The 24,302-nt window shown below is 34.3% G+C and carries 21 protein-coding genes and 2 tRNA genes; 11 read left to right on the forward strand and 12 right to left on the reverse strand.

Annotated features, from left to right (window positions below; translation table 11 throughout):
- Nucleotides 1–44: 44 nt before the first annotated feature.
- Complete coding sequence (locus tag ACFFLS_RS10770) at nt 45–758, forward strand: phytanoyl-CoA dioxygenase family protein (RefSeq protein ID WP_379684930.1); 714 nt, start codon at nt 45–47, stop codon at nt 756–758.
- A gap of 176 nt (nt 759–934) precedes the next feature.
- Here ACFFLS_RS10770 and ACFFLS_RS10775 read toward each other — a convergent pair whose 3' ends face one another.
- The 7 genes from ACFFLS_RS10775 to ACFFLS_RS10805 all read right to left on the reverse strand — a co-directional run bounded on the left by ACFFLS_RS10775 (nt 935) and on the right by ACFFLS_RS10805 (nt 7,039).
- Entirely contained in the window at nt 935–1,498 is a 564-nt protein-coding gene (locus ACFFLS_RS10775; RefSeq protein ID WP_379689366.1) for a phosphatase PAP2 family protein, read from the reverse strand.
- Entirely contained in the window at nt 1,498–1,845 is a 348-nt protein-coding gene (locus ACFFLS_RS10780; protein WP_135222003.1) for a Sec-independent protein translocase subunit TatA/TatB, read from the reverse strand. The genes ACFFLS_RS10775 and ACFFLS_RS10780 overlap by 1 nt, the downstream gene beginning before the upstream one ends.
- A gap of 153 nt (nt 1,846–1,998) precedes the next feature.
- Nucleotides 1,999–4,236: a M1 family metallopeptidase gene (locus ACFFLS_RS10785; protein WP_379684929.1), complete on the reverse strand. Its 2,238-nt coding sequence runs from the start codon at nt 4,234–4,236 to the stop codon at nt 1,999–2,001.
- Between the two features lie 66 nt (nt 4,237–4,302).
- Nucleotides 4,303–4,809 carry a DUF6702 family protein gene (locus ACFFLS_RS10790; RefSeq protein ID WP_379684928.1) on the reverse strand — a complete coding sequence of 169 codons (507 nt, stop codon included), beginning with the start codon at nt 4,807–4,809 and terminating at the stop codon, nt 4,303–4,305.
- A complete protein-coding gene (gene bamP / locus ACFFLS_RS10795) occupies nt 4,806–5,558 on the reverse strand; it encodes a BamP family beta-barrel-assembly machinery protein (protein WP_379684927.1) in 753 nt (250 codons plus the stop codon). The genes ACFFLS_RS10790 and bamP overlap by 4 nt, the downstream gene beginning before the upstream one ends.
- Complete coding sequence (locus tag ACFFLS_RS10800; protein WP_379684926.1) at nt 5,548–6,276, reverse strand: carboxypeptidase-like regulatory domain-containing protein; 729 nt, start codon at nt 6,274–6,276, stop codon at nt 5,548–5,550. The genes bamP and ACFFLS_RS10800 overlap by 11 nt, the downstream gene beginning before the upstream one ends.
- Nucleotides 6,263–7,039, reverse strand: coding sequence for a carboxypeptidase-like regulatory domain-containing protein (locus ACFFLS_RS10805; protein WP_379684925.1), 777 nt, complete (start codon nt 7,037–7,039; stop codon nt 6,263–6,265). Before ACFFLS_RS10805 ends, ACFFLS_RS10800 begins: the two co-directional genes overlap by 14 nt.
- Before the next feature lie 163 nt (nt 7,040–7,202).
- Here ACFFLS_RS10805 and pepE point away from each other — a divergent pair, with 163 nt between their 5' ends.
- Nucleotides 7,203–7,910, forward strand: coding sequence for a dipeptidase PepE (pepE, locus tag ACFFLS_RS10810; RefSeq protein ID WP_379684924.1), 708 nt, complete (start codon nt 7,203–7,205; stop codon nt 7,908–7,910).
- 131 nt (nt 7,911–8,041) lie between these two features.
- Here the strand turns inward: pepE and ACFFLS_RS10815 are convergent.
- Nucleotides 8,042–8,114: transfer RNA gene (locus ACFFLS_RS10815), tRNA-Gly, on the reverse strand.
- Between the two features lie 97 nt (nt 8,115–8,211).
- Nucleotides 8,212–8,284 (reverse strand) — tRNA-Gly (locus ACFFLS_RS10820).
- Between the two features lie 134 nt (nt 8,285–8,418).
- On the opposite strand from ACFFLS_RS10820, the gene ACFFLS_RS10825 reads away from it, so the two are divergent.
- Nucleotides 8,419–8,856: a GNAT family N-acetyltransferase gene (locus ACFFLS_RS10825; protein WP_379684923.1), complete on the forward strand. Its 438-nt coding sequence runs from the start codon at nt 8,419–8,421 to the stop codon at nt 8,854–8,856.
- Nucleotide 8,857: 1 nt separating this feature from the next.
- Entirely contained in the window at nt 8,858–10,441 is a 1,584-nt protein-coding gene (locus tag ACFFLS_RS10830; RefSeq protein WP_379684922.1) for a L,D-transpeptidase family protein, read from the forward strand.
- On the opposite strand, the gene ACFFLS_RS10835 is transcribed toward ACFFLS_RS10830, so the two are convergent.
- A complete protein-coding gene (locus tag ACFFLS_RS10835; RefSeq protein ID WP_379684921.1) occupies nt 10,430–11,155 on the reverse strand; it encodes a murein L,D-transpeptidase catalytic domain family protein in 726 nt (241 codons plus the stop codon). The genes ACFFLS_RS10830 and ACFFLS_RS10835 overlap by 12 nt on opposite strands.
- A 275-nt stretch (nt 11,156–11,430) precedes the next feature.
- Here ACFFLS_RS10835 and ACFFLS_RS10840 point away from each other — a divergent pair, with 275 nt between their 5' ends.
- Nucleotides 11,431–13,860, forward strand: coding sequence for a DUF5916 domain-containing protein (locus ACFFLS_RS10840; RefSeq protein ID WP_379684920.1), 2,430 nt, complete (start codon nt 11,431–11,433; stop codon nt 13,858–13,860).
- A 141-nt stretch (nt 13,861–14,001) separates the two neighbouring features.
- On the forward strand, nt 14,002–15,519 hold the full coding sequence (gene gpmI / locus ACFFLS_RS10845; RefSeq protein WP_379684919.1) for a 2,3-bisphosphoglycerate-independent phosphoglycerate mutase: 1,518 nt from the start codon (nt 14,002–14,004) through the stop codon (nt 15,517–15,519).
- 131 nt (nt 15,520–15,650) lie between these two features.
- On the opposite strand, the gene ACFFLS_RS10850 is transcribed toward gpmI, so the two are convergent.
- Entirely contained in the window at nt 15,651–16,904 is a 1,254-nt protein-coding gene (locus ACFFLS_RS10850) for a DUF445 domain-containing protein (protein ID WP_379684918.1), read from the reverse strand.
- Between the two features lie 199 nt (nt 16,905–17,103).
- On the opposite strand from ACFFLS_RS10850, the gene map reads away from it, so the two are divergent.
- From map to apaG, 5 genes are all read left to right on the forward strand, one after another.
- A complete protein-coding gene (gene map / locus ACFFLS_RS10855) occupies nt 17,104–17,922 on the forward strand; it encodes a type I methionyl aminopeptidase (protein ID WP_379684917.1) in 819 nt (272 codons plus the stop codon).
- A gap of 143 nt (nt 17,923–18,065) precedes the next feature.
- Nucleotides 18,066–18,839 carry a methyltransferase domain-containing protein gene (locus tag ACFFLS_RS10860; protein ID WP_379684916.1) on the forward strand — a complete coding sequence of 258 codons (774 nt, stop codon included), beginning with the start codon at nt 18,066–18,068 and terminating at the stop codon, nt 18,837–18,839.
- Nucleotides 18,840–18,958: 119 nt separating this feature from the next.
- Entirely contained in the window at nt 18,959–21,859 is a 2,901-nt protein-coding gene (locus ACFFLS_RS10865; RefSeq protein WP_379684915.1) for a DEAD/DEAH box helicase, read from the forward strand.
- A gap of 86 nt (nt 21,860–21,945) precedes the next feature.
- Nucleotides 21,946–23,199 carry a type IX secretion system plug protein gene (locus ACFFLS_RS10870; protein ID WP_379684913.1) on the forward strand — a complete coding sequence of 418 codons (1,254 nt, stop codon included), beginning with the start codon at nt 21,946–21,948 and terminating at the stop codon, nt 23,197–23,199.
- Between the two features lie 79 nt (nt 23,200–23,278).
- The gene (apaG, locus tag ACFFLS_RS10875; protein WP_008467225.1) at nt 23,279–23,665 is read left to right on the forward strand and encodes a Co2+/Mg2+ efflux facilitator ApaG/CorD; all 387 of its coding nucleotides are present in this window, start codon (nt 23,279–23,281) and stop codon (nt 23,663–23,665) included.
- On the opposite strand, the gene pdeM is transcribed toward apaG, so the two are convergent.
- Nucleotides 23,657–24,298, reverse strand: coding sequence for a ligase-associated DNA damage response endonuclease PdeM (gene pdeM, locus ACFFLS_RS10880; protein WP_379684912.1), 642 nt, complete (start codon nt 24,296–24,298; stop codon nt 23,657–23,659). The genes apaG and pdeM overlap by 9 nt on opposite strands.
- Nucleotides 24,299–24,302: the final 4 nt, after the last annotated feature.

A 24,302-nucleotide genomic window follows, 5' to 3' on the forward strand; every position in this document is an offset into this window, starting at 1 on the left:
AGTTGAGGTTCGGAGTTTCTCTGCATTTCCTTAAATAAATACATATGAATTACGGCACTGAAATAAACTCAGAAGGATTTACCATCATTAATGCTGTTTATACCGAAAATGAAATTGAAAAACTAATTTCATTAATCGAAAATAAAACAGAAACCGACAATGAAAATCCTACTTTTAGAAAATCGCAGGATTTATTTGCTATTAGACAATTTCATAAAGAATTTCCGGAAACTTTAGATTTTATTTTTAATGAAAACCTAAAAAGCATTATTGAAAACACTTTTGGAAAAGGATATTTTATTACCAAATCTATTTATTTTGATAAACCACAAAAATCAAATTGGTTTGTAGCTTATCATCAAGACCTAACGATTTCTGTAGATAAAAAATTAGAGATTGAAAATTTTGACAACTGGACCGTAAAACAAAACCAGTTTGCTGTGCAACCTCCAAAAGAAATCCTAGAAGATAATTTTACGGTTCGAATTCATATTGATAAAACCACAAAAGAAAACGGCGCTTTAAAAGTGATTAATAATTCTCATTCTAAAGGAATCTTTCGAGTAGAGAATCTAAAACTTGAAAACGAAACCATCTGCGAGGTCGAAAAAGGCGGTATTATGATTATGAAACCTTTACTTTTTCACGCTTCAAACAAAACCACCAATAATGAAAGACGAAGAGTCATTCATATAGAATTCAGCAAAACAGAACTTCCACAAGGTTTGGAATGGAGTGAAAAAACGATTCTAAATTAATCTTTTAAAGGAGCTAAGGTCCTAAGACGCTAAGATTTAAAATTGAAATACATTGACCCAACTTTAGCTACAGTTTTTAACACAAGCTTATATTGAAAAGGCTTTAGCCAAATATTTACCGTATTTTTGGCTAAAGCCTTTTTATAAAAAACTTAGATTCTTAGTAACTTAAAAATTTATTCCGGAAAATACTGTGGCTTTAGTTTTCGGTAAACCAAATAAAGCATTGATCCAAAAAGAGCTCCAAAGAAATAACCTGTAAGAATATCACCAGGATAATGCAATCCTAAATAAATTCGGCTGTAAGCGAAAATCAAAGGCCATAAAAAGATAAAGCCGAAATACCTAAACTTACGTTTTAGAATCCAGAACAGAAAAGATGCAACTGCCATAGTATTGGCCGCATGCCCCGAAAAGAAACTATATGAATTACGAATCTGAACGATACGAATAATCGATTTTAGGTCTGGGTTATTGCAAGGACGCAGACGCTGAAAAGTGTGCTTAAACAAATTAGTCGTCTGATCTGTAAAAGCAATTAAAATTGCAATAAAAAGAAGTATGTACAAGGTTTGTTTTCCGCCTACCTTTTTATAAATCAAATAAAACAGAAGCAGAAAAAAAGGTGTCCAATACAATTGATTGGTAATGATAAGCCAGAATTTATCATAAGTTTCTGAACCTAATCCGTTCAGGTACACAAGGAAATTTATATCTAATTCTTCTATTTTTTCAAGCATTATCTTTGGCGTTTAATAGGTCCTGAAAGAGCATCAATATCTTCTTTTACTTTTTCTATTTCTGTGGCAGTTTCTCCCAATAGACTTTGAGAATCCCCCATCAGATTCGCTTTTGCGCTATTGATCTCGGCATTGATATTTCCGGTAATGTCATTCAAAGATTTGGCATCAAGACCATTTGCCTCTGCACCTTTTTGAATTTCACTTTTAATATCGTTGGTTGCATTTTTTAACTGAGCCATAGCTTTTCCCATTGTTCGCGCTATTTCTGGCACTTTATCAGAACCAAAAAGCATTAGCACTACAAATAGTATGAAAACTAGTTCTCCTCCTCCTATACCAAACATAATTTTAATTTTTGTTGTCGCAAAGATATTAAATTTTGAAGCTTTGAGTTTTAAAATTAACTTAAAAAGTCCTTTAAAATGCATTTAATACAAAAGAAAAAAGTTCACCAAGCTTTTTAAACCTGGTGAACTTTCTTCTGTAATTTTATTTGTTTAGTCAAATTTTGACTTTGTATCTGCCTTTGGCCAAGAATTGTTCGTTACATCTATATCTGCGGTAAGCAGTTTTGGATCGATCTGAATACTCTTAATGGCTTTTGTTGTAGCATATACTTTTCTGGCAGTATCATTATTTTTTCTCCAGATTTGCGCTGGATATTTAAAATTCTCTTTTGTACCGTCTTCATAAGTAATCTCAACTAAAATTGGCATGATCATTCCGCCTGGTTTAGAAAATTCTACTTCATAGAAATATTTAGGCGATTTGATATTTGCTTTTTCTTCTGCTGTAAAAGTTTGATCCACATATTCTGCCAATGGCTTAATGTCCTCTACTTTTAAGGCTTTTTTACTCGATGAATTTACTTCTGAATTATCTCCTGAAACTAAGTAAACAAACGGACCTTTTTCAAAACCGAAACGTCCTTTTCTCACTTTTACATCCTTTAAGTCAGCTGTTGGTTTTTCAGAAACGTAATATTGTTTTACATTGTTAATGGCGATATCAACAAAATCTGTCGAATAAAACCACCCTCTTATAAACCAGTCTAAATCTACCGCAGAAGCATCTTCCATAGTTCTAAAGAAATCTTCAGGAGTTGGATGTTTAAATTTCCATCTGTTTGCGTAGGTTTTAAAAGCATGATCAAAAAGCTCATGTCCCATTACCACTTCTCTCATGATATTTAATCCTGTAGCCGGTTTTCCGTAAGCATTATTTCCAAATTGGTGAATCGTCTCAGAATTTGACATAATCGGCTCCAAGAATTTCTGATCTCCACTCATATAAGGAACAATATTTTTAGCAGGGCCTCTTCTCGATGGAAAGTTTGGATCCAATTCCTGCTCTGCCAAATATTCTAAAAATGAATTTAAACCTTCGTCCATCCAAGTCCATTGACGTTCGTCTGAATTTACAATCATTGGAAAAAAGTTGTGCCCAACCTCGTGAATCACCACACCTATCATTCCGTTTTTAACTTCTCTGCTTGTAACCCCGTTTTCGTCAGGACGACCGTAATTCCAGCAAATCATAGGATATTCCATTCCCTGATCTTCTGCAGAAACAGAAACAGCTTTTGGATAAGGATAATCAAATGTATGAGAAGAATAGCTTTTTAAAGTATGTGCAACAGTCATCGTAGAGGTTTCTCCCCAAAGCGGATTTGCCTCTTTAGGGTAAACAGATTCTGCCATAACAATTTTATTATTAAGCTTTACTGCCATTGCATCATAAATGAATTTTCTTGAAGATGCAATACCGAAGTCGCGCACATTTTTTGCGCTGAATTTCCATGTTTTTTTCTTTTCAGAAAATCCTTTTTCAGCAACTTCAGCTTCTGCCTGAGTTACAATTACAACTGGTTTGTCAAATGATTTTTGAGCTTGCTCGTAACGTTTTACCTGTTCTGGAGTAAAAACTTCGCTTCTGTTCATCAATTCTCCTGTTGCATCAATCACGTGATCAGCAGGAACGGTAATGTTTACGTCAAAATTTCCGAAAGGAAGAGCAAACTCTCCGCTTCCCCAAAACTGCATGTTCTGCCAACCTTCTACATCATTGTAAACCGCCATTCTTGGGTAGAACTGGGCAATTACATATAATTTGTTTCCGTCTTTTTCGAATAACTCATATCCCGAACGACCACCTTCTTTTCTGTAGTTATTGATGTTGTACCACCATTTTACAGAAAAAGAGATTTTTTCTCCTGGTTTTAAAGGCGAAGTCAGATTAATACGCATCATTGTTTCGTTGATGGTATAAGAAAGCGGATTTCCTTTCGCATCTTTTACTTGCTCGATATTGAAACCACGCTCAAGATCCTTCTTTAAATATTTGCTTGAAAAACCTTCCAAGGGCAAAACCTGATTGATTTTATCGCTTTCTGCCAGCGAAGTCTGCGTGTTGGCTTTTGCCTGATTTTGATCTAACTGAACCCATAAATATTCCAAACTATCCGGAGAATTATTCGAATAAGTTATGGTTTCAAAACCGCTTAATCTTGAATTTTTATCATCTAGCTCAACATCAATTTTATAATCTGCCTGTTGTTGATAATAAGCTGGCCCTGGTGCTCCTGAAGCGGTACGGAACATATTTGGAGTTGCCAGAAGATCATACATCTGGCTGAACTTGTTTGTATCATATTTACCCTGTTGCTTTGCCGCAGGCGCTTTATCCTGTGCCGCTAACATTGCAGGAAAAAGCAATAATAATGAAAGTTTTTTCATAAAATTTTAATGGTCTTTTTGTCAGGCTGTGAAAATAGTAATTAAAACAATACTTCTACTTATCCATTAATACTTTAACACTTCTTTCCTTGAAGATTCTGTAAAAAGAACACTCTTTTTGGTGCCAAATGCTGAAATATGTGTAATATTCTGCTGTTCAGAATTCCAGTCCACCAGCAAAGTATTTGAAATTTCTAATGTTTTAATTTTATCAATATCTTTTATTCTTGAATAGCACACTAAGACATCGCCTGCCTCTACTTCTTTAGACAAAAAGGAAATTACTTTTGACTGGCCGTTTACTTTAATTATAAAATGTTCGGAAAGATATTTTTTTAACAAATCGAGATCCGCCAGAGTTTCTTTGTCTGTACCTACAAATGTTTTCTTGTGGTATTTTTTCTCCATTGCATTGTTTAGGTCGTCAATAAAAATCCGAGAAGTAATTTGAAGCATTTTCTTTTCTTGAGCATAATTTACCTGAAAAACGCCTACATAAAATTTATGAAAGCCAAAACCAGAAGACAAAACAGAAACAACTACCAGAAAAAAGCAACCTAATCTATTTTTCATTTTTGGGATGCAATTTTCTTAAATTCTTTATTCTTATTGACCATGAAATCCATTAACTGAAATTTTTCATCGGGTTTTAAAAATTGCTTAGAAGAAACATCATTAGAACAATACATTAGAAACAGCTCTATTTCGTCTTCTTTAAGATCGAGTGTTTTGGTGTAAAAATCTTTTGTAAAATTATCTTTAGCATATTCCACAAAAGCGATATCAGTAACTTCTTCTTCTTTTACATCTTCTTTTTTACTCAACAGCTTTTTGACATCTTTAAAGATTCGTACAAAGTCTGTCCCATATTTAATGGTCTGATCCGAGTACATAACGTTATTTTTGGCCGTCGACTGTCTGTCGTCTTCAAACTGCGTATCTACAATTCGCTGTGAATTGCCCTGCACCCCTTTCACTTTTAATTCTTTATGAACCACGACTTCCTTTAACTGATTGTTGACCAAATCTAATTTGGCAATAAACAAAACCTGAGCGCAATCTGCTTCAGTTAAGACGATTTTTTTAGACTGAAAAGCTATACCAGAAAAAAGCAGTGTATCTTTTGGTCTTGCCATAATATCAAAGAAACCGTTTGAACCAATAAAAGTCCGCACATTTGCATTAACATTCATAACATAACCACTTTCAATGGTTAAAAAATCATTTTTAACTTGACCGTGAAGAGGTTTTCTTGAACCGTTTTGCCCTAATACAATTTGACAAAAGAAGCATACAACGAGTATTCCTAATTTATTTTTCATTTCCGAGAATTGTTAGATATTTTCTTGCTAAATCTGTGATCAAAAACATACTCATTGTTTTGTTTTTACTATTCAAAGATACGGCAAATTCAGCATCATCTATACAAAATAACTGAAATCCTTTTACATCATTCACAGGTATCTTCAATCTTTCCGTGTAATAATTCTCATCAAAAAGATACTCCATTTTTCTGAAAAGCATTTCTTTTTTCTCAACATCCACCTCTTTTTTAAGCATTGCGGTGCGGCCCGAAATTTTATTGAGCAACTTGTCAATAGAAGTCGAAGTTGCCGTATAAACTTTTCTTTCTGCGGGAGTATATTTTTTTTGACCGCGAGGTACAATTCCGAGATTTTCTGCTGTAATTCCTGCGTTTTCATTTACAACAACTTCTTTAAGCTGTACTTCTTTTGCAGTCATCCTCACAATAAGTTCTTTTAAAGAAAGCTGTTCTGTTGTAATTCTAAGCTTAACCGGCTCCAAATTGACAGCTGAAAAAACCAAAACATCGCCTTCTCTGACTGGTATCGAAAAATTACCATCAGAATCCGTGACCGTTGCCGCCTGAGTATTATTGTTAATAATATTTACATTTTCAACAGGGGTAGTCCCTTCTGTAACTTTTCCTGACAATTCCTTAAAGACAATATTCTGCGCAAAAGAAATCTGCACAAACAAAAACAAAAGAACAATCTTTATGAATTTACTTATTCTCACCAGCAATCAATTCTTTATATTTCACAGCCAATTCCCCGAGAAGAAATTCGGTAGAAGTTTTATTTTTTGAATTCAGAATAACCGTAAACTTATCATTTTCAACAGCATAATATTCAAAGCCTTTTACATATTCTGCCGGAATTTTAAGTCGCTCTACAAAGTGCTCCCAGCTAAACATTTTTTCCAAAAGTTTCATAAAAAACTCTTTCTTTTCAACCTCTTTTTCTTTTTTAAGCATTGCCGTTCTTCCAGAGAAAAAATTCAACAGAGGATCTGCCGAGATAGAACCGCCAACCATTCCGCCAGCAGTCGCAGTTGGATCCAACGCCGTTGCGGTTTTCAGCTTGCGCTCAGCCTGAGTGTAGCTTTTCTGATCCGCCGAAACAATCCCTAAAGCTACAGCATTTATGTTATCGTATCTTTTAACAATTACCTCTTCAAGTTGATGCATTACCATATTAAGTTTTATGGTAAAATTTAAATCAGTAAAATTTTCAGAAGTCAGAACAACACGTTTTTCTTTGAAGCCAACTGAAGAAAAAACCAAAACATCATCTGCTTTTGCTAGAATTGAAAAAGAGCCCGAAGCATCTGTAATCGCAGAAGCTTCTGTCTGCGCATTAATCACATAAACACCTTCCAAATCTGAAGTATTGGCTGTATTTGAAGTGATTTTTCCGTTTATAACAGAACGCTCCGAATTTTGCGACCAGCCATTCTGACCCAAAACAACAATTAAAAAGCAGATAAATTTATGAATCAAAATGCAAAATGTTTAGTAATTCTTAAAAATGTAAAAATATCCTAATGTATTCCAAATTAAGTATTAACAGGTTGGTAAAAATATGTTAATTAAAACAATTATGTCCGAGTTTCAAAGGGAGTTTTTTAATACCTTTAACGGCAGAATTTTGAGTTAAAAAATTATGAAAAGCATTATTATTGCAAGCACCTCAACACTTCACGGAGGAAATTATCTGGAATACCTACTTCCTGTCTTAAAATCACATTTTAAAAATTGCAAAAGCATTTTATTTATTCCATATGCACGTCCTGGAGGCATCTCACACGACGAATACACACAAAAGGCAGCTCAAGCTTTTAACAGCATAAATATTACTGTTAAAGGAATTCATGAATATGAAAACCCACAAGAAGCTGTAAAAAATGCTGAAGGAATATTTACAGGCGGCGGCAACACTTTTCTGCTAGTGACACAGCTTTACAAAAACAACATCATGCAGTTGCTTTCTGAAACCGTTAAAAACGGAACGCCCTATTTAGGATCTAGCGCCGGAAGCAACATCTGCGGCTTATCTATGCAGACCACAAACGACATGCCTATCATTTACCCTCCAAGTTTTCAAACTTTGGGCTTGATTCCTTTCAATTTAAATCCGCATTATTTAGATGCCGATTTGCAATCTAAACATATGGGCGAAACTCGCGAAACGAGAATCAAGGAATTTCATGCCTTTAATTCAATTCCGGTTTTAGGCTTAAGAGAAGGAAGCTGGCTAGAAGTTAAAGGAGACAAAATAACTTTGAAAGGAGATTTGAAAGCAAGACTTTTTAAACAAAACCAAACTCCAGAAGAACTAGAAGCCGAAAGCGACTTGAGCGATTTAAAATAAAAATTTTAAATATGTCAGATTCCAAATTCCAGAACTTAACACAAGATTGGAATTTGGGATTTAAAATGAATTAAAATTCACATATTACTTGAAAATAAAAAAGCCTCAAACAATGTTTGAGGCTTTTAAAGAGCGAAAGACGAGGCTCGAACTCGCGACAACCAGCTTGGAAGGCTGGAGCTCTACCAACTGAGCTACTTTCGCATTAACAGGGTGCAAATATAAACAAATTTTTAATATTAAAAAATAAAAATCAAAAATTATTTACTTTTGACAAAAAACCATTTTCTTGGTTCTTTAGAGCGAAAGACGAGGCTCGAACTCGCGACAACCAGCTTGGAAGGCTGGAGCTCTACCAACTGAGCTACTTTCGCATTGCTGGTGCAAATATAGAAAGAAAGTTAAGTTCAAAACAAGCTTTTTCTCAAAAAAAATCAATAAAAAACAACAATTATTTATAACCTATTTAAAATTAAAAAGTTATAATTTTACTTTTTAATTTAATTTTATGAATACGCTTAAAGAAATCACTTCAAAAGAAACTTATATTGTCCGTCAACCTGTACTTAGAAAAGGAAAAACCATCGAAAGCTGCATCTTCGAAGGAGACGATTTACCCACTACTCATCATTTCGGATTATTTGAAGACAAAAGTTTAACAGGAATTATTTCGTTATTCCAACAAATCAATTCTATATTTGCCGACGAAAATCAAGCACAGATTCGCGGCATGGCTGTACTCGAAAATCATCAGAAAAAAGGATATGGAGAAGCTTTGGTAAAACACTGCGAAGAATTCTGCAAGTCCCAAAATGTTGATTTAATTTGGTTTAATGCCAGAACCGCCGCTGTCGGATTTTATAAAAAAATGAATTACCAAATAATTGGCGAGGCTTTTGATATTAAAGATGTGGGAGAACATTATTTGATGTTTAAAAAAATATAATATGAAGAAACTTTACTTTTTGTTAGTATTATCGATTGTTATAAGCTGTAAAAAAGAAGAAGAGAAAAAACCTTCTTTGTCTAAAAAACCAATACCCGCCATCATACTTACTGACGAAAGAAAAGTAACAATTGACACTGCTGCGATTAATAAATTCAAAAGCGAAACATTACAGCAGTTTTATACAGCTTCTGAAAATACAACTGTCTGGGGAAATCTTAAAAAAAGGACATTCGTATTAACACAGTTAGAAAATTCTGAAGCATTGGGTTTAAATCCTGAAGATTACAATATAGTGCAGCTTAAAAAGTTTGAATCCAAAATTGGCTCTTTGAGCGATACCGATCTCGCTGCGTATGATTTGCAACTTACCTATAATTTCGAAAAATACTTAAATCATATCTACAAAGGAAAATTAGATCCTAAAAAAATCTACGGAAACTGGGATATAGAACAGAAAACTTTCGATATCAACAATGTACTCATTAAGGGTTTCAACAACAACAAGCTAGACAGCGTTGTAGAGAATATTCAGCCAAAGACTCAAATCTACAAGGAACTTTTGAAAGCGCTGGAAATCATAAATAATTTCCCAGAAGATGACATAAAACTTATTGAAGGGGTTACAAAACTTACTTTGAATGATACAAATTCTGCATTAGTAACAATCAAAAAACGATTGATTTACTGGAATGATATGCCTAAAAAAGACACTTTGAACAAAATTTACGACCAGAAGACTTTTGAAGCCGTGAAAAAATTCCAAGAACGTCACGGCTTAGCAGCTGACGGTGTTATTGGTGTCGGCACTATTAGCGCATTAAACTATTCTAAAGAAAAAAGAAAAGAGCAAATTATTGCCAACTTAGAACGCTGGCGCTGGTATCCTTCAGAATTGGAAGAAAACTATTTTATCATCAATATTCCAGATTACAGCCTGAATGTAGTTGAAAATCAAGATACAACTTTGGTTAGAAATGTAGCAGTTGGAACTAATAAAAGAAGAACTCCTGTTATTACTTCAAAACTAAGAACCGTTGTATTTAATCCTACGTGGACCGTTCCGCCTACAATTTTAAAAGAAGATGTTGTTCCAGCCATGAAACGCAATCGTAATTATCTGGCCAAAAAGAATATTACCATTTATGATTCTGCTGGCAAGGTGGTAGAGCCTGCTGCTTGGAACGAAAACAAACCTAACCGATATCGTTATGTTCAAAGCCCAGGGTATAATAATTCTTTGGGAGTTATGAAGATTATGTTTCCAAACCATTACAGCGTTTACCTTCACGATACGAATCACCGTAATATATTTGGAAGAAACAATAGATCGCTGAGTTCTGGTTGCGTGCGTGTTGAAAATCCTCTAGAACTGGCGCAGCATATTCTTGACGAGGAAGGAACATGGCCGAAAGACAGAATTGATACTATTATTGCTTCTAAAAAAACAACAAGCGTAAAGATTAACAAAAAATATGCTTTGTACCAATGGTACTGGACAGCGTGGAGCAAAAAAAATCAGCTCCTGTTCAGAGCTGATGTATATGATTTAGATTCGGGTTTGTATGCTTTATTAAGAAATTAACCGTTCTTCCATCGTAAAATTTCTCGACGGGTGATAAATGTACAAACAAGATTTATCTTTGATTAATTGAATTATTTCGTTTGTCAATTCAACAGGAACTGCTGGACAACCTTGGCTTCTGCCTAATCTTTTATGGTCTCTTATGAAAGATTCAGACACATAATCTGCTCCGTGCATTACCACGCCTCTCTCGCGGGCATTATCGTTTACACCATTTTCTAAGCCGTCAAGACGTAAAGAAGCGCCATGTTTTCCTTGGTAAATCTCGCCAGTTGCATAAAAACCTAAACTACTTTTAAATGAAGAATTTAAGTTTGAAAATGCCGTCGCAAATTCTTCGCCAGTATTTCGGCCGTGAGCCACTAATGAATTAAATAAAACGGTATTTGTACTAAGATCAATAACCCACAAACGTTTTGTGTTTGAAGACATGCTGAAATCAATCAGAGTTAAAATGTTCTTTTTGATTACGCCTTTCTCTTTTAGCAGATAAAATCCTTTGAGCGCTTCTGTAAAAGTTCTAAGCTCAGGAAGTTTAAAATTGTTAGGGTCTAAAGCATTATAAACGCTTTCGATTTTAGCATCAACAGTTGCTTTCTCAACTTTTGCAATCGTTCTTACTGCAGTTGCTTTTTTAAGGTCGGGAGTGTTTTTCGAATCTTTTCCAAAAGACAATAACAAAAACACCAATAGCGGATAAATTTTGTAAATCATTGAATTTCTTTAGGTTAAACAAAAATTTGGGTAGGGCAAAAGTATAAAAAAATTATCGGTGACCAAATAAAACTCTGTAAATGAGGCTGTTTTTGTTGAAACTTTAACAATTTCTAAATAAAAAATTAGGACAATCTCGAAAATCAATTACTTTTGCGCCGTAATTACCTACAAAAAATTAAAATTTTGTGGAAATTATATAAATCCGTAAAATTCAACTGTAACAAATTCGATAATCTATTGTCTATTTTATTGAATAACGCTTCTGATTAAACATGAAAAAATTAGTTTTCTTTTTTATTCTTTTATCTTCTATTGGAATTTTTGCCCAAAAGAAAACTATGCAAGCTCAGGTCACTTCGCAAAATATTGTTATTGACGGAAAACTAAATGAACCTATTTGGGAAACTGCCACAACGGCCTCTAATTTTGTTACCTACGAACCAGATAACGGAAAACCGGAACCCGAAAATCAAAAAACCACTATCAAAATTTTATACGATAATGATGCCATCTACATTGGCGCCATGATGTATGATGATGAACCTCATAAAATCTTAAAAGAAATTTCGCAACGAGATAATTTTGGAACAGCCGATTTATTTGGTGTATTCATAAATGGTTTTAATGACGGCCAGCAAGATTTTATGTTTTACGTTTCTGCAGCAGATGTACAAGGCGATTGTATTATGACCGATGCCAACGGAGAAGATTATTCCTGGGATGCTGTTTGGATCAGTAAAGCCGCAATTACAGAAAAAGGATGGATTGTAGAAATCAAAATTCCTTATTCTGCGTTGCGTTTTTCTGCAGAAAACAAGCAGACTTGGGGAATTAACTTTTTTAGGGAAGTAAAAAGGACCCGTTATAAATACACTTGGAACTTTGTCGACAATAAACTCGGAACTTTTACACAACAAACCGGAGCATTAGAAGGAATCGAAAACATAAAACCTCCTACTCGACTGTTTTTTATGCCATATGCTTCTTATTACCTAAATGCCGGTGATGGACAAAAAACCTATGGTACAATGAAAGGTGGAATGGATATCAAATACGGGATAAATGATGCTTTTACTGTTGATGCGATTCTAATTCCAGACTTTGGGCAAACCAAATACGACGACCAGATTTTGAATTTGGGTCCGTTTGAACAGCAATTCAATGAAAACAGGGCTTTTTTTACAGAAGGAACCGATTTATTCAATAAAGGAAAAATGTTTTATTCTAGAAGAATTGGCGGCACTCCTTCGGTTGAACCGGATTTAAATGATAATGAAGAGATTATTGAAACGGTGCAAAACGTCAATCTCATCAATGCACTAAAACTTTCTGGAAGAACTAAAGGCGGATTAGGAATCGGAATTCTGAATGCCGTTACCGAAAAAACCTTTGCTACTATAAAAGATACTGTTTCTGGAGAAACGAGACGCACCGTTGTAGAACCATTGACCAATTACAATGTCTTGGTTTTGGATCAGCGTTTTAGAAAAAATTCGTCCATAACTTTCATCAATACCAATGTAACACGAAATGGTCATTACAAAGATGCTAATGTCACAGGACTTGCTTGGGATTTAAATACAAAAGCAAACACATACAGCTTATTTGGAAATGCCAAATACAGCCTTATTAATGATCTAGTAGATAAAAAAGGATTTTACTCAACTGTAAGCTTTGCAGAAACCAGCGGAAAATACCGTTACAGTGTTGGAACTGATTTTGTAACCAAAGATTTTGACCCGAATGATTTGGGCATTAATTTTTATACCAATTATTACAACTTTTACGGAAATGCCAATTACAGAATCCTAAATCCGACAAAACTTTTTAATACTTTCAGAATCAATTATAATATGTATTCTGAATTTAATAGAGAATCTGGAAAACTTCAGGACAACAATCTCAACGCAAATATAAATTTAACGACAGTAAAAAATAATTATTACGGCGGTGGTGTAACATTTTATCCTCTTCTTACTTACGATTATTACGAACCCCGAGCCGAAAACAGATATATTGCCATACCGCGAAGAATAGAAAGCTGGGCAAGCATTTCTACCAATTATAATTATCCTTTTGCACTTGATCTTAACGGAACTTTTAATGTTTTTGATGAAACCGAAAGAATCTCGTATGGTTTTGATATCGGCCCGAGATACCGTTTCAGCGATAAACTCTTACTGACTTATTTTTTTAGTTATTTCAGAAGAAACAACAATAAAGGATATATTGACAATTTTGACGAAGATGATAACGAAAATACTCCAAATAAAATAATTTTTGCCAACCGAAACGTAATTACGTATTCCAACACACTCAGTGGAAAATATGCCGTAAACAGCGCCATGACAATTAATCTTGCAGTTCGTCAATACTGGTCGTATGCCGATAATAAAGATATTTTGGACTTACAGACAGACGGAAGCCTTACGCCTTATACGCAATATACCGACAATAAAAACTCAAGTTTTTATTCCTGGAATGCCGATTTATCTTATTCTTGGTGGTTTGCGCCAGGCAGTCAGGTTTCGGTATTGTATCGAAATAATGCTTCTAATTTTGAACGCATTATTGACAAAGATTTTAAAGATAATGTTTCGAGACTCTTAACAAATGATGCTTTAAAACATATTTTTTCAATCAGCGTAAAATATTTTATAGACTATAATGCTGTCAAAAATAAGATTCAAAAAAGAGCTTAGCCTGAATTAATTTTAAAAAATAAAGATTTCTATAATTAAATTGCTATTTTTTGTTACACTTCATTTTATTAAACATAAATGTAACATTGCTTTTGAGCCGTATTTTAGAAATGGCTTATCTTTGTGGAAAACAAAAAAATAATGAACAAAAAAGTTATCCTTATGATTTTAGATGGTTGGGGAAAATCTCCCGACCCTAAAGTATCCGCAATAGACAATGCAAATGTTCCTTTTATAAACAGTCTTTACAAAAATTACCCAAGCGCGCAACTTCGTACCGATGGACTAAACGTTGGTCTTCCTGAAGGCCAAATGGGAAACAGCGAGGTTGGTCACATGAACCTTGGAGCCGGAAGAATTGTATATCAGGATTTAGCCAAAATTAATTTAGCCGTAGAGCATAAAACATTAGCAAAAGAGCAAGTTCTTATTGATGCTTTTACTTATGCCAAAGACAACAATAAAAAAGTACACTTTTTAGGATTAGTTTCAGATGGTGGTGTTCACTCACATACTTCACACCTTCGCGGATTAATCGATGCTTCTCAAGAATATGGTTTAGAAAATGTTTTCGTTCATGCTTTTACAGACGGACGCGATGTTGATCCTAAATCGGGTGCAAAATACATTCACGACCTAGAAGATTACATCAAAGATACTCCAGTAAAAATTGCTTCGATAATAGGTCGTTATTATGCAATGGATCGTGATAAAAGATGGGAACGTGTAAAACTGGCTTACGATTTAGTTGTAAACGGAGCAGGAACTCATTCTACAAATCCTGTTAAGAGTGTTCTTGAAAGCTATGAAAAAGATGTTACTGATGAATTTATAGAACCAGTTGTTATGGTTGACGAAAATGCAAAACCGCTTGCTACTATTATTGAAGGCGATGTTGTTATTTTCTTCAATTTTAGAACAGATAGAGGGCGTGAACTTACAGAGGCACTTTCGCAACAAGATTTCCACGAGCAGAACATGCACAAATTAAACTTGTATTATGTAACGCTTACTAATTACGACGAAACGTACCAAAACGTAAAAGTAGTTTACAATAAAGACAATATTACAGAAACCCTTGGTGAGGTTTTAGAAAAAGCAGGCAAAAAACAAATCAGAATTGCGGAGACTGAAAAATATCCGCACGTAACTTTCTTTTTCTCAGGAGGAAGAGAAGTCCCTTTTGAAGGTGAAGAAAGAATCTTAAGAAACTCTCCAAAAGTAGCGACTTACGATTTAAAACCAGAAATGAGCGCTTACGAACTTACTGATGCTCTTGTCCCTGAATTGAACAAAGGTGAAGTTGATTTCGTTTGTTTGAATTTCGCTAACGGAGACATGGTTGGTCACACCGGAATTATGGAAGCAGCCATAAAAGCCTGTGAAGCGGTTGATGCTTGTGCAAAACAAGTTATCGAAGCGGCTCTTGCAAACAATTACACAACAATTGTAATTGCTGACCACGGAAACTGCGAAACCATGATTAATCCTGATGGTTCTCCAAATACAGCGCACACTACAAACCCAGTGCCGATTATTTTAGTTGACAAAGATTTGAAAAACATAAACGACGGTGTTCTAGGTGACATTGCTCCTACTATTTTAGAATTGATGGGCGTGCAACAGCCTAATGCAATGACTTGTCATTCGCTTTTGTAAAATTTTGCAAACCATATAAGTGATATAAGTTCATTTTAGCAGACTTAAAAAATCTCGCAAAGACGCTAAGTCGCAAAGAATTATAAACTTTGCGCCTCTGCGCCTCTGCGAGATTTTTCACTAATACTCTTCTAGAATAGAAAAAAATGATACAACTGCTCAACACCATAAATAACAAGACCAATAACGCCCCCAACCAAGGTTCCGTTAATTCTAATGTATTGCAGGTCTTTGCCGATTTCTAATTCTAATTTTTCCGAAACTTCTTTTCCATCCCAGCTTTTTACAGTTGACGAAATCAAATCTCCGATGACTCTCTTGTTATTTAAAAGTACAGACAGCAAATCATTTTTAATAAAACTATTGATTTTGTCAATCATTATTGGATCTTCCTGAATTCCAGTTCCGAAACCTTTAATTAAATTCGAAACACTTTTTTTGATAGAAGAATCATTACCTTTTTCTAAATCAGTATGTATGGATAATTTTATTTCGTCCCAAATGCCGTTAATGTAATCCTGAACTTCTTTTTTGCCGACAAACCCTAGAATCATATCATTGATTTTAATTCTCATTTCTTCAGAATTTTTAATTCTATCGAGAAAATCAGCGACATATTCATCTATTTTGACCCGTACGGCACTTTCGGGATTTTTTGCTTCGTTAAGAAAATCCTGTAAACCATTAAAAACACCTTCGGTAATACTTTTATCGGCAAGTCCAAAACTCAAAAAAGGCGTTGATGCTTTTACTTTTTTCCTGATCAAATCTTTATTGCTTGTAAGTTCGGCACTCATAACCTCCAAAAGATTAGTAAGCAGTTCGTCTTTTACATTTCCTTTTTGCAACGGTTCGAGCGCCATCGCAACCCAATCTCCAAAATTAATTCCTTCGATTTTTTCCTTAAACTGAACCTGAATAAATCTCCTTACATCTTCATCTTTTATAGTTCTTAAAATTCCTGGTATTATATTTACTGCAACGACACTGGCAATTTTATCGGCGTTTTCTTCTTTCGAAAGCCAATCTGAAGCTTTGTTGGCAAAATTAAATTCGTCGAGTTTAATTTCGAGTTTTTCACGATTTAAAAATTCTTCAGAAACAAAATTCCCTAGATTTTCTCCAATCTCATTCTTTTTGGTTGGAATAATTGCCGTATGCCAAATCGGAATTCCCATAGGATGCCGAAACAATGCCACAACCGCAAACCAATCGGCGATACCGCCCACCATTGCTGCTTCGCTAAAGGCTTGCAGTATCGGAATTTTAAAGTAAATCGCAATTATAAAAAGAAGCACCGCAATACCCAAAAGAGCCGAAGCGTTTCGCTTCATTCTTCGCAGAGCCTTTATTTTGAATGTATCTTGATGTATAGAAGTTTCCATGATTAAAAAAATTTACTTACTAATTTAAGGCTTTTTTATGAGATACTAAATCAAAAGTCGGCCACGAATTTCATGAATCAACACGAATTACAATTTAAGACAATTACTAAAAACGATACAATTAGTGTAAATTAGTGAAACTCGTGGCAAAAAAATTACATTAAAAATTGTACTTTTGCCAACTGAAAATCTGAAAAATATGATTATCCCGAAAACCAGAGAGGAAATCGAATTAATGCGCGAAAGTGCCTTAATCGTATCAAAAACATTAGGAATGATTGCTTCTGAAATTAAAGAAGGAGTCACTACATTATATCTTGACAAATTAGCCGAGGAATTCATTCGTGATCACGGTGCAGTTCCTAGTTTTCTAGGATTATACGATTTTCCGAATTCTTTATGTATGAGCCCGAACGCTCAAGTTGTACACGGAATTCCGAATAATATCCCTCTAAAAAATGGTGATGTGATTTCTGTTGACTGCGGCGCATTCAAAAACGGATATCACGGCGACCACGCTTATAGTTTTGAAATTGGTGAAGTTGCTCCAGAAGTAAAAAAACTTTTAAGAGTAACCAAAGAATCACTTTATGTTGGTATCCGCGAATTTAAAGCCGGAAACCGTGTTGAAGATGTTGGAAATGCAATTCAGAAATATACCGAATCTCATGGTTACGGAGTAGTTCGTGAACTTGTCGGTCATGGTTTAGGACAAAAAATGCACGAAGCTCCTGAAATGCCAAATTACGGTAAAAAAGGAAGAGGAAAACTTTTTGTAGAAGGTATGGTGGTTGCGATTGAACCTATGATCAATATGGGGACAAAAAACATCAAACAATTAAAAGACGGCTGGACAATTTTGACTGCAGACGGAAAACCAAGTGCACATTTCGAACATGATGTTGCTTTAATCGACGGTAAACCAGAATTGTTATCTACTTTCAAATACATCTACAAAGCTTTAGGAATTGAAAGCAATGAAGAAGACGAATTTAGAAAAGTTCCTTTGGTATTGTAGTTATAGCCGAGATTCAAAAACTTAAAAAACATTCGAACTCCTGCAAAGTTTTCAAAACCTTGTAGGTGTTTTTTTTCAAACTTAAATACCAACAAGGTTTTGAAAACCTTGCAGGAAAACAAAAAATATTTTGAAATAGCCCCATGAAAAAACTGTTCAAATTAGTTTTAAATACAATCCCACGTCCCTTATTAATTCGTTTGAGTTATGTGGCACGTCCGATTTTGGCTTTATCTTTAAGAGGAAATAAATTTACTGATCCGATTGACGGAAAGAGTTTTAGGTCATTTCTTCCTTACGGATATGGAAAACAACGTAATAATGTGCTTTCGCCAAGTACGCTTTCGCTAGAAAGACACCGCTTATTGTGGCTGTATTTAAACGATCAGACCGATTTTTTTACAGCGCCTAAAAAAGTGCTTCATTTTGCTCCTGAACAAGCTTTTTACAAACTTTTTCGCAAGCAGAAAAATCTTGATTATACTACAACCGATTTATTTTCGCCTTTGGCAGATGTAAAAGCAGACATTTGTAATCTGCCTTTTAAAGACAACGAATACGATGTGATTTTGTGTAATCACGTTTTAGAACATATTCCGGATGATACTAAAGCAATGCAGGAATTATTTCGTGTTTTGAAACCAGGCGGAATGGCTGTTCTTCAGATACCGCAGGATTTGAACAGAGAAGTTACTTTTGCTGACGATTCTATTACAGACCAAAAAGAACGCGCTAGAATATTTGGTCAATACGATCACGTACGCATTTACGGACGCGACTATTTTGACAAATTGAGAAGCATTGGATTTATCGTGATTGAAGAAGATTATACCAATAAAATTGCACCAGAATTGGTCGAAAAATACTGTTTAGCAAAAGGAGAGATTATTCCGCTTTGTTTTAAACCAGAAAACTAATTTTTTCACATATAAGTGACATCAGTTCATTTAAAAAGTTTTCAGAATTGCCCTATTTTGAAAACTTTTTATTTTTTAGCCTAATTCCAAAAATACAAGCCTAACCAAATTCTTAAATCTTGGAACCTACAAAATCATTTCAATTTTGCTTTGACATCAGTTTTGAAAAAAATCTCAACACTTATATTCCAACCGCTTATATTGTTGAGAAAACTGATGAAATTAAATATCTAGACAAAAAAGCAAGTCCTGGCGTAATGCAAAGCTTCGGAATTGTTTTGGATGATTTAGATTCTAATTCGAAAAAAATACTAAACGCTTGCGAATCTTTAAAACCTGAATTCGTTTTTAAAAAGTTCAGTGCCAAAATCAAATCGGCAAAAACAATTGCAGATCTGCAGAAAGATTCTAAAATTGAATTTGCAATTCGCCAGCATTTAAAATTTCATTTAAGCTCTTTTTACAGCTTGATTGTACAAGAACAATTTCCGTTATCTTTTAATCTTGGCCCTGAAAAAGATTTTTATCGTTCAAAAGTCGGTATAGTACCTCTCGAATTTGAGCCGCAGATTCACTTTGACAAACATGAAGAAGGAATTACTTATACCCTTTCTTTAAAAGAAAACGAAACGGTATTTCTTCCAATGAACAAAAACGTCGAAATTCTTCTAGACGAACCCGGCTGGCTGATTATTGATAAAAAATTAGGGCAGTTAAAAGAGCTTAACGCTAAAAAACTTTCTCCGTTTTTAAAGAAAAAATCAATCGAGATTCCTTCAAAATTGGTCGATAATTATTTCAAAAGCTTTATTCCAGAAATAGCCAAAAAAATTGATATTGAGGCAGATGGTTTCGAGGTAGAACTTCGTGACAAAATCATTTCCTGTACCATGCAGCCAGTTTATGACTTCTTTAAAAACTGCTATTATCTGAATCTTTATTTTGATTACAGCGGTTATCAGTTTGATGCTTCTAAAATAAAAAAAACACATTCGTTTGTAGATTTCAGCATTGCCAACGAACCCAAAATAATTCAGTTTAAACGAAGTGCTGACGAAACTTTGTACACAGACAAATTGAACGAAATTGGTTTATCAAAAGTAAAAAATGAATTGTTTGGACTAAGTTCGGAGACGGAAAATGATGATTCCTATGCCACAGTTCAATTTGTTATAGAGAACAGAAAAGAGCTTGAAAATTCAGGATTTACAATTCAGAACCTGAAACTCGAAAGCAAGGAAATCATTACCGAAGATTATAGTATTTCGGCTTCAAAAGACACCAATGGTGACTGGTTTGATATTAAAATCATCATTACAGTTGGCAGTTATAAAATCAATTTCAGCGAAATTATTCCAAACATAAAAAGCAAAGAAAGACTTTTTGCGTTACCTGACGGAAATTATTTTCTGATTCCTTTAGAGTGGTTCAGTAAATACGGTTCGCTGGCAAAACTGGCGAAAACAGAAAATGGAGCTCTTTTGTTGCGTAAAAGCAATTTTACTGCGTTGGACGGAATTTCGGAAATCGACAATGAAGTGATTTCTCATGTCGAATACAATGCATCAGATTTACTTAAAGCCACTTTAAGACCGTATCAAATTGACGGTGTCAAATGGCTTTTAGGACATTTTAATTCCAATCTTGGCGCTTGTCTTGCCGACGACATGGGACTTGGAAAAACGTTACAGACTCTCGCCGTTCTTGTCGCTGTACAAGAACAATTGGGTTTTACCACCAAAACCACTAATTTTGATTTGTTTGCTAACGAAACCACAGTCGAAAGAGAACCACTAAAAACCCTAATCGTTTTACCATCTTCTCTGGTTTTTAACTGGTTTAATGAAGCAACGAAATTTACGCCTCATTTTTCTAAAATACAGTACGTAGGCAACGACAGAAAACAGCTCGCCAGCCGATTAGATTCGACAGATTTGATATTTACAAGTTACAGCATCATTCATCGCGATATTTCAATTTTAGAAAAATACAATTTTCGCTATTTAATTTTAGACGAAAGTCAATACATTAAAAACAAAAATTCGAAGATTTTTAAAGCGATAAATAAAATCAGCACAGGACATAAAATTGCGTTGAGTGGTACACCAATAGAAAATTCACTAGATGATTTATGGTCGCAGATGCAGTTCATCAATCCGGATATTTTAGGCAGTTACGCCTTCTTTATGGAGAATTTTAAAAATCCGATTGAGAAAAAGCAGAATGAAGAAGTTTTAACCGAATTAAAAAACCTCATCCAGCCTTATATTCTAAGAAGAACCAAAGAACAGGTTTTAAAAGATTTACCAGAATTAACCGAGCAGATTTATTACTGCGACATGGATCCGGAACAGGAAAAATTATACGAGAAAGAAAAATCAAAAGCTCGTAATTCTCTTCTTAAAACCGATGGTTCAAGCCCAGACAAAATCAGCATTATTAATACGCTGATGAAATTAAGACAGCTGAGCAATCACCCAAAAATGGTCGATCAGGAGTCTGAAATTGATTCGGGAAAATATATTGCCGTTACGAATTATCTAGAAAGCTTGGTAAAAGGAAAACAGAAAATCATTATTTTCAGTTCGTTTGTTACCAACCTGAATTTCTATACAGACTGGTGCAAAGAAAATAAAATAGAATTCTGCGAAATTACTGGTGAAACGCCTTCAGATAAAAGAGAGCAACAGGTCAAAATGTTTCAGGAGAAAGAGAATCCGTTGTTGTTTTTTATTTCGCTAAAAGCTGGTGGAGTCGGTTTGAACATTACAAAAGCTTCGTATGTACTGTTTCTGGATCCGTGGTGGAATCCTTTTGCTGAAAAACAGGGAGTAGCGAGAGCGCACCGAATCGGACAGCTGAATAAAGTGAATGTAATTCGTTTTATTTCTAAAAATACGGTCGAAGAAAAAATCATCAAACTTCAAGAAAACAAAAAACTGTTATCCGATTCGCTTCTTGAAGAAAGTTATATTAATGATGAAATTGAAGCGAATTTAGATTACATTTTGAATTCTTAATAGCATTGTTTTCAAAAACCAAATAATACGGCATCGCAATAGGTTTAATAAAATTCTTATATTTACAATTTTACAACCTATTTGCGATGCCGAAATTTTTATATACAAGTTTTGTTTTTCTATTTATTTTCACATTAGCGAAAGCTCAGGAAAAAGAAATCGAACCTCCTTATAACATCAAAACTGTTTCATTTGTTCAGAACGGGAGCAATGTTGTCCCAATATTTGAATTAGGTGCTTCTTTTGAAATTCAGTTTGATGATCTTTTTGGAAATGAAGCCAATTATTATTTTGAAATCACGCATTGCGATTACAACTGGAAACCAAGCGACATCCCGAAAACAGATTATCTTCGTGGTTTTGACGGTCAGCGTATTACCGAATATATTAATTCTTTTAACACGCTTCAGGTTTATTCGCATTATAAGCTTTCCTTTCCGAATCAGTTTGCGACACAGTTGCGCTTGTCGGGAAATTATATGCTGAAAATTTTAAATGAAGACAAAGAAGTTGTTTTTTCTAGAAAATTCATTTTATACGAAGACCAATGCACAGTTGCAGCTCAGGTAAAAAGAAGCCGAAACCTCAGCAATATCGACTACAAACAAAATCTTGATTTCTCGATTGTTTCAAACAGCATCACCTTTCAAGTTCCGACACAAAATGTAAAAGTGCTTCTGTTTCAAAACGGAAATTTTAATACTGGCATTAAAAATATTGCACCGCAATATACCATTGGAAATCAGTTGGTTTATAAATACGATGCCGAAACCCAATTTTGGGGTGGAAATGAATTTTTATATTTTGAAAATAAAGATATCCGTGCAGCCAATAATAATGTTGGAAGAATCGGTTCTAATAATGATATCTACAATGCTTATCTCTACACCAATCAGGCACGAGGAAATCAGATTTATACTTTGTATCAGGATGTAAACGGAAATTTTGTAGTTAAAAACATAAACGGCTCCAACAACGAAATCGAAGCCGATTATGCTTGGGTTTATTTTACGCTTTCGGCGCCAGCTTTTAGAATGAACAAAGACATCTATATCACGGGAATGTTCAACAATTACAGCCTTTCACCAGAATATAAAATGGATTATAATACGGATAAAGCTGTTTTCGAAAAAGCGATAATGATCAAACAGGGATTTACTAATTTTCAGTACACTGTAGCCGATAGAAAAGGTGTAATTGACTATGAAAATGCCATTGATGGAAACTTTTATCAGACAGAAAATGAGTACACTATTTTGGTGTATTACAAAGAAAATACAGACCGATATCAAAGAGTAATCGGTAAAGGAAATGCAAATTCAATAAACATCGTCAATTAAAACATTGTTAAGGTTTTAGGTCGAATGGTTTTTTTTTGTAGATTTGCAACTATAACGCACACATATTTACTACGTTAGTATGGTTTCTCAAATTACAAGAGGCATAAAAATTTCAGTTTTAACTAGTTTTGAAGGTACTTACTTCAAGAACTACAAGATTCACTTTGCTTTTAGTTACGTAGTTACAATCGAAAATCATAGTAAAGATTCTGTTCAGCTGACTTCTCGTCACTGGGAAATTTTTGATTCTTTAAACGATTTAGAAGTAGTTGACGGCGAAGGCGTAATTGGTAAAAAACCAGTTTTAAAACCAGGTGAAAATCATACTTACAGCTCCGGCTGTCTGCTTTCTTCTCCTTATGGAGCTATGAAAGGTCATTTTAATATGATTAATTTCACCACAACCAAAACATTCAAAGTAATCGTTCCTACTTTTAGAATGTGCGCTCCTTTTGCTTTAAATTAATCCTAGTTTTATTTCGATTATTTCATTTTTCGCAATCGCGTAAACTTTGTCGTTTTCTTCTGGAATCAAATTGAAGTTGCCTGTAAATTCTCCGAATGCAGGGAAAATCATTTGATTTGGTTTTCTGAAAAAACAAGACAGACTTAAAAATTGCCTTCCCAATCCTTTCAATTTAATTCCGGGATGTATGTGTCCACAAAAATTGAAGAAGTTTTCTCTTTTAGATGGATGATGCGTCAGCAAAAAATCATCTATGATAAGTTCTGAATAAATTTCAATATTTAGATCCTCATAATATTTTTTTGAAATGACATCATGATTCCCTTCTACCAAAATAAGCTGTTGTGTAACGGTTTTAGTCCATTCTTCAAAAAAATCCCATTCGGCATTAATGGTGCTGTGAAATAAATCTCCTAGAAAAATTATGGTTTCTGAATCAAATAATTCTAAAACATTTTTCAGACGATTAAAATTTTCCTGAACAGCTTTTTCAGGAATTGCCATTCCGTGTTTTCTGAAATGGGCAATCTTACCCAAATGCAGATCCGAGATTAAAAGCATTTTCTTTTCTTCCCAAAAAGCTGCACCACACGGATGTAAAATAAAATTTTGGTTATTTATTGTAATTGTCATGATT

The sequence above is a fragment of the Flavobacterium procerum genome, assembly GCF_042431625.1.
GTDB classification, from domain to species: domain Bacteria; phylum Bacteroidota; class Bacteroidia; order Flavobacteriales; family Flavobacteriaceae; genus Flavobacterium; species Flavobacterium procerum.

Coding starts and splice junctions, on each gene's coding strand:
- ACFFLS_RS10770 (WP_379684930.1), top strand. CDS start 45: ATGAATTACGGCACTGAAATAAACTCAGAAGGATTTACCATCATTAAT.
- ACFFLS_RS10775 (WP_379689366.1), bottom strand. CDS start 1,498: ATGCTTGAAAAAATAGAAGAATTAGATATAAATTTCCTTGTGTACCTG.
- ACFFLS_RS10780 (WP_135222003.1), bottom strand. CDS start 1,845: ATGTTTGGTATAGGAGGAGGAGAACTAGTTTTCATACTATTTGTAGTG.
- ACFFLS_RS10785 (WP_379684929.1), bottom strand. CDS start 4,236: ATGAAAAAACTTTCATTATTATTGCTTTTTCCTGCAATGTTAGCGGCA.
- ACFFLS_RS10790 (WP_379684928.1), bottom strand. CDS start 4,809: ATGAAAAATAGATTAGGTTGCTTTTTTCTGGTAGTTGTTTCTGTTTTG.
- bamP (WP_379684927.1), bottom strand. CDS start 5,558: ATGAAAAATAAATTAGGAATACTCGTTGTATGCTTCTTTTGTCAAATT.
- pepE (WP_379684924.1), top strand. CDS start 7,203: ATGAAAAGCATTATTATTGCAAGCACCTCAACACTTCACGGAGGAAAT.
- ACFFLS_RS10825 (WP_379684923.1), top strand. CDS start 8,419: ATGAATACGCTTAAAGAAATCACTTCAAAAGAAACTTATATTGTCCGT.
- ACFFLS_RS10830 (WP_379684922.1), top strand. CDS start 8,858: ATGAAGAAACTTTACTTTTTGTTAGTATTATCGATTGTTATAAGCTGT.
- ACFFLS_RS10835 (WP_379684921.1), bottom strand. CDS start 11,155: ATGATTTACAAAATTTATCCGCTATTGGTGTTTTTGTTATTGTCTTTT.
- ACFFLS_RS10840 (WP_379684920.1), top strand. CDS start 11,431: ATGAAAAAATTAGTTTTCTTTTTTATTCTTTTATCTTCTATTGGAATT.
- gpmI (WP_379684919.1), top strand. CDS start 14,002: ATGAACAAAAAAGTTATCCTTATGATTTTAGATGGTTGGGGAAAATCT.
- ACFFLS_RS10850 (WP_379684918.1), bottom strand. CDS start 16,904: ATGGAAACTTCTATACATCAAGATACATTCAAAATAAAGGCTCTGCGA.
- map (WP_379684917.1), top strand. CDS start 17,104: ATGATTATCCCGAAAACCAGAGAGGAAATCGAATTAATGCGCGAAAGT.
- ACFFLS_RS10860 (WP_379684916.1), top strand. CDS start 18,066: ATGAAAAAACTGTTCAAATTAGTTTTAAATACAATCCCACGTCCCTTA.
- ACFFLS_RS10870 (WP_379684913.1), top strand. CDS start 21,946: ATGCCGAAATTTTTATATACAAGTTTTGTTTTTCTATTTATTTTCACA.
- apaG (WP_008467225.1), top strand. CDS start 23,279: ATGGTTTCTCAAATTACAAGAGGCATAAAAATTTCAGTTTTAACTAGT.
- pdeM (WP_379684912.1), bottom strand. CDS start 24,298: ATGACAATTACAATAAATAACCAAAATTTTATTTTACATCCGTGTGGT.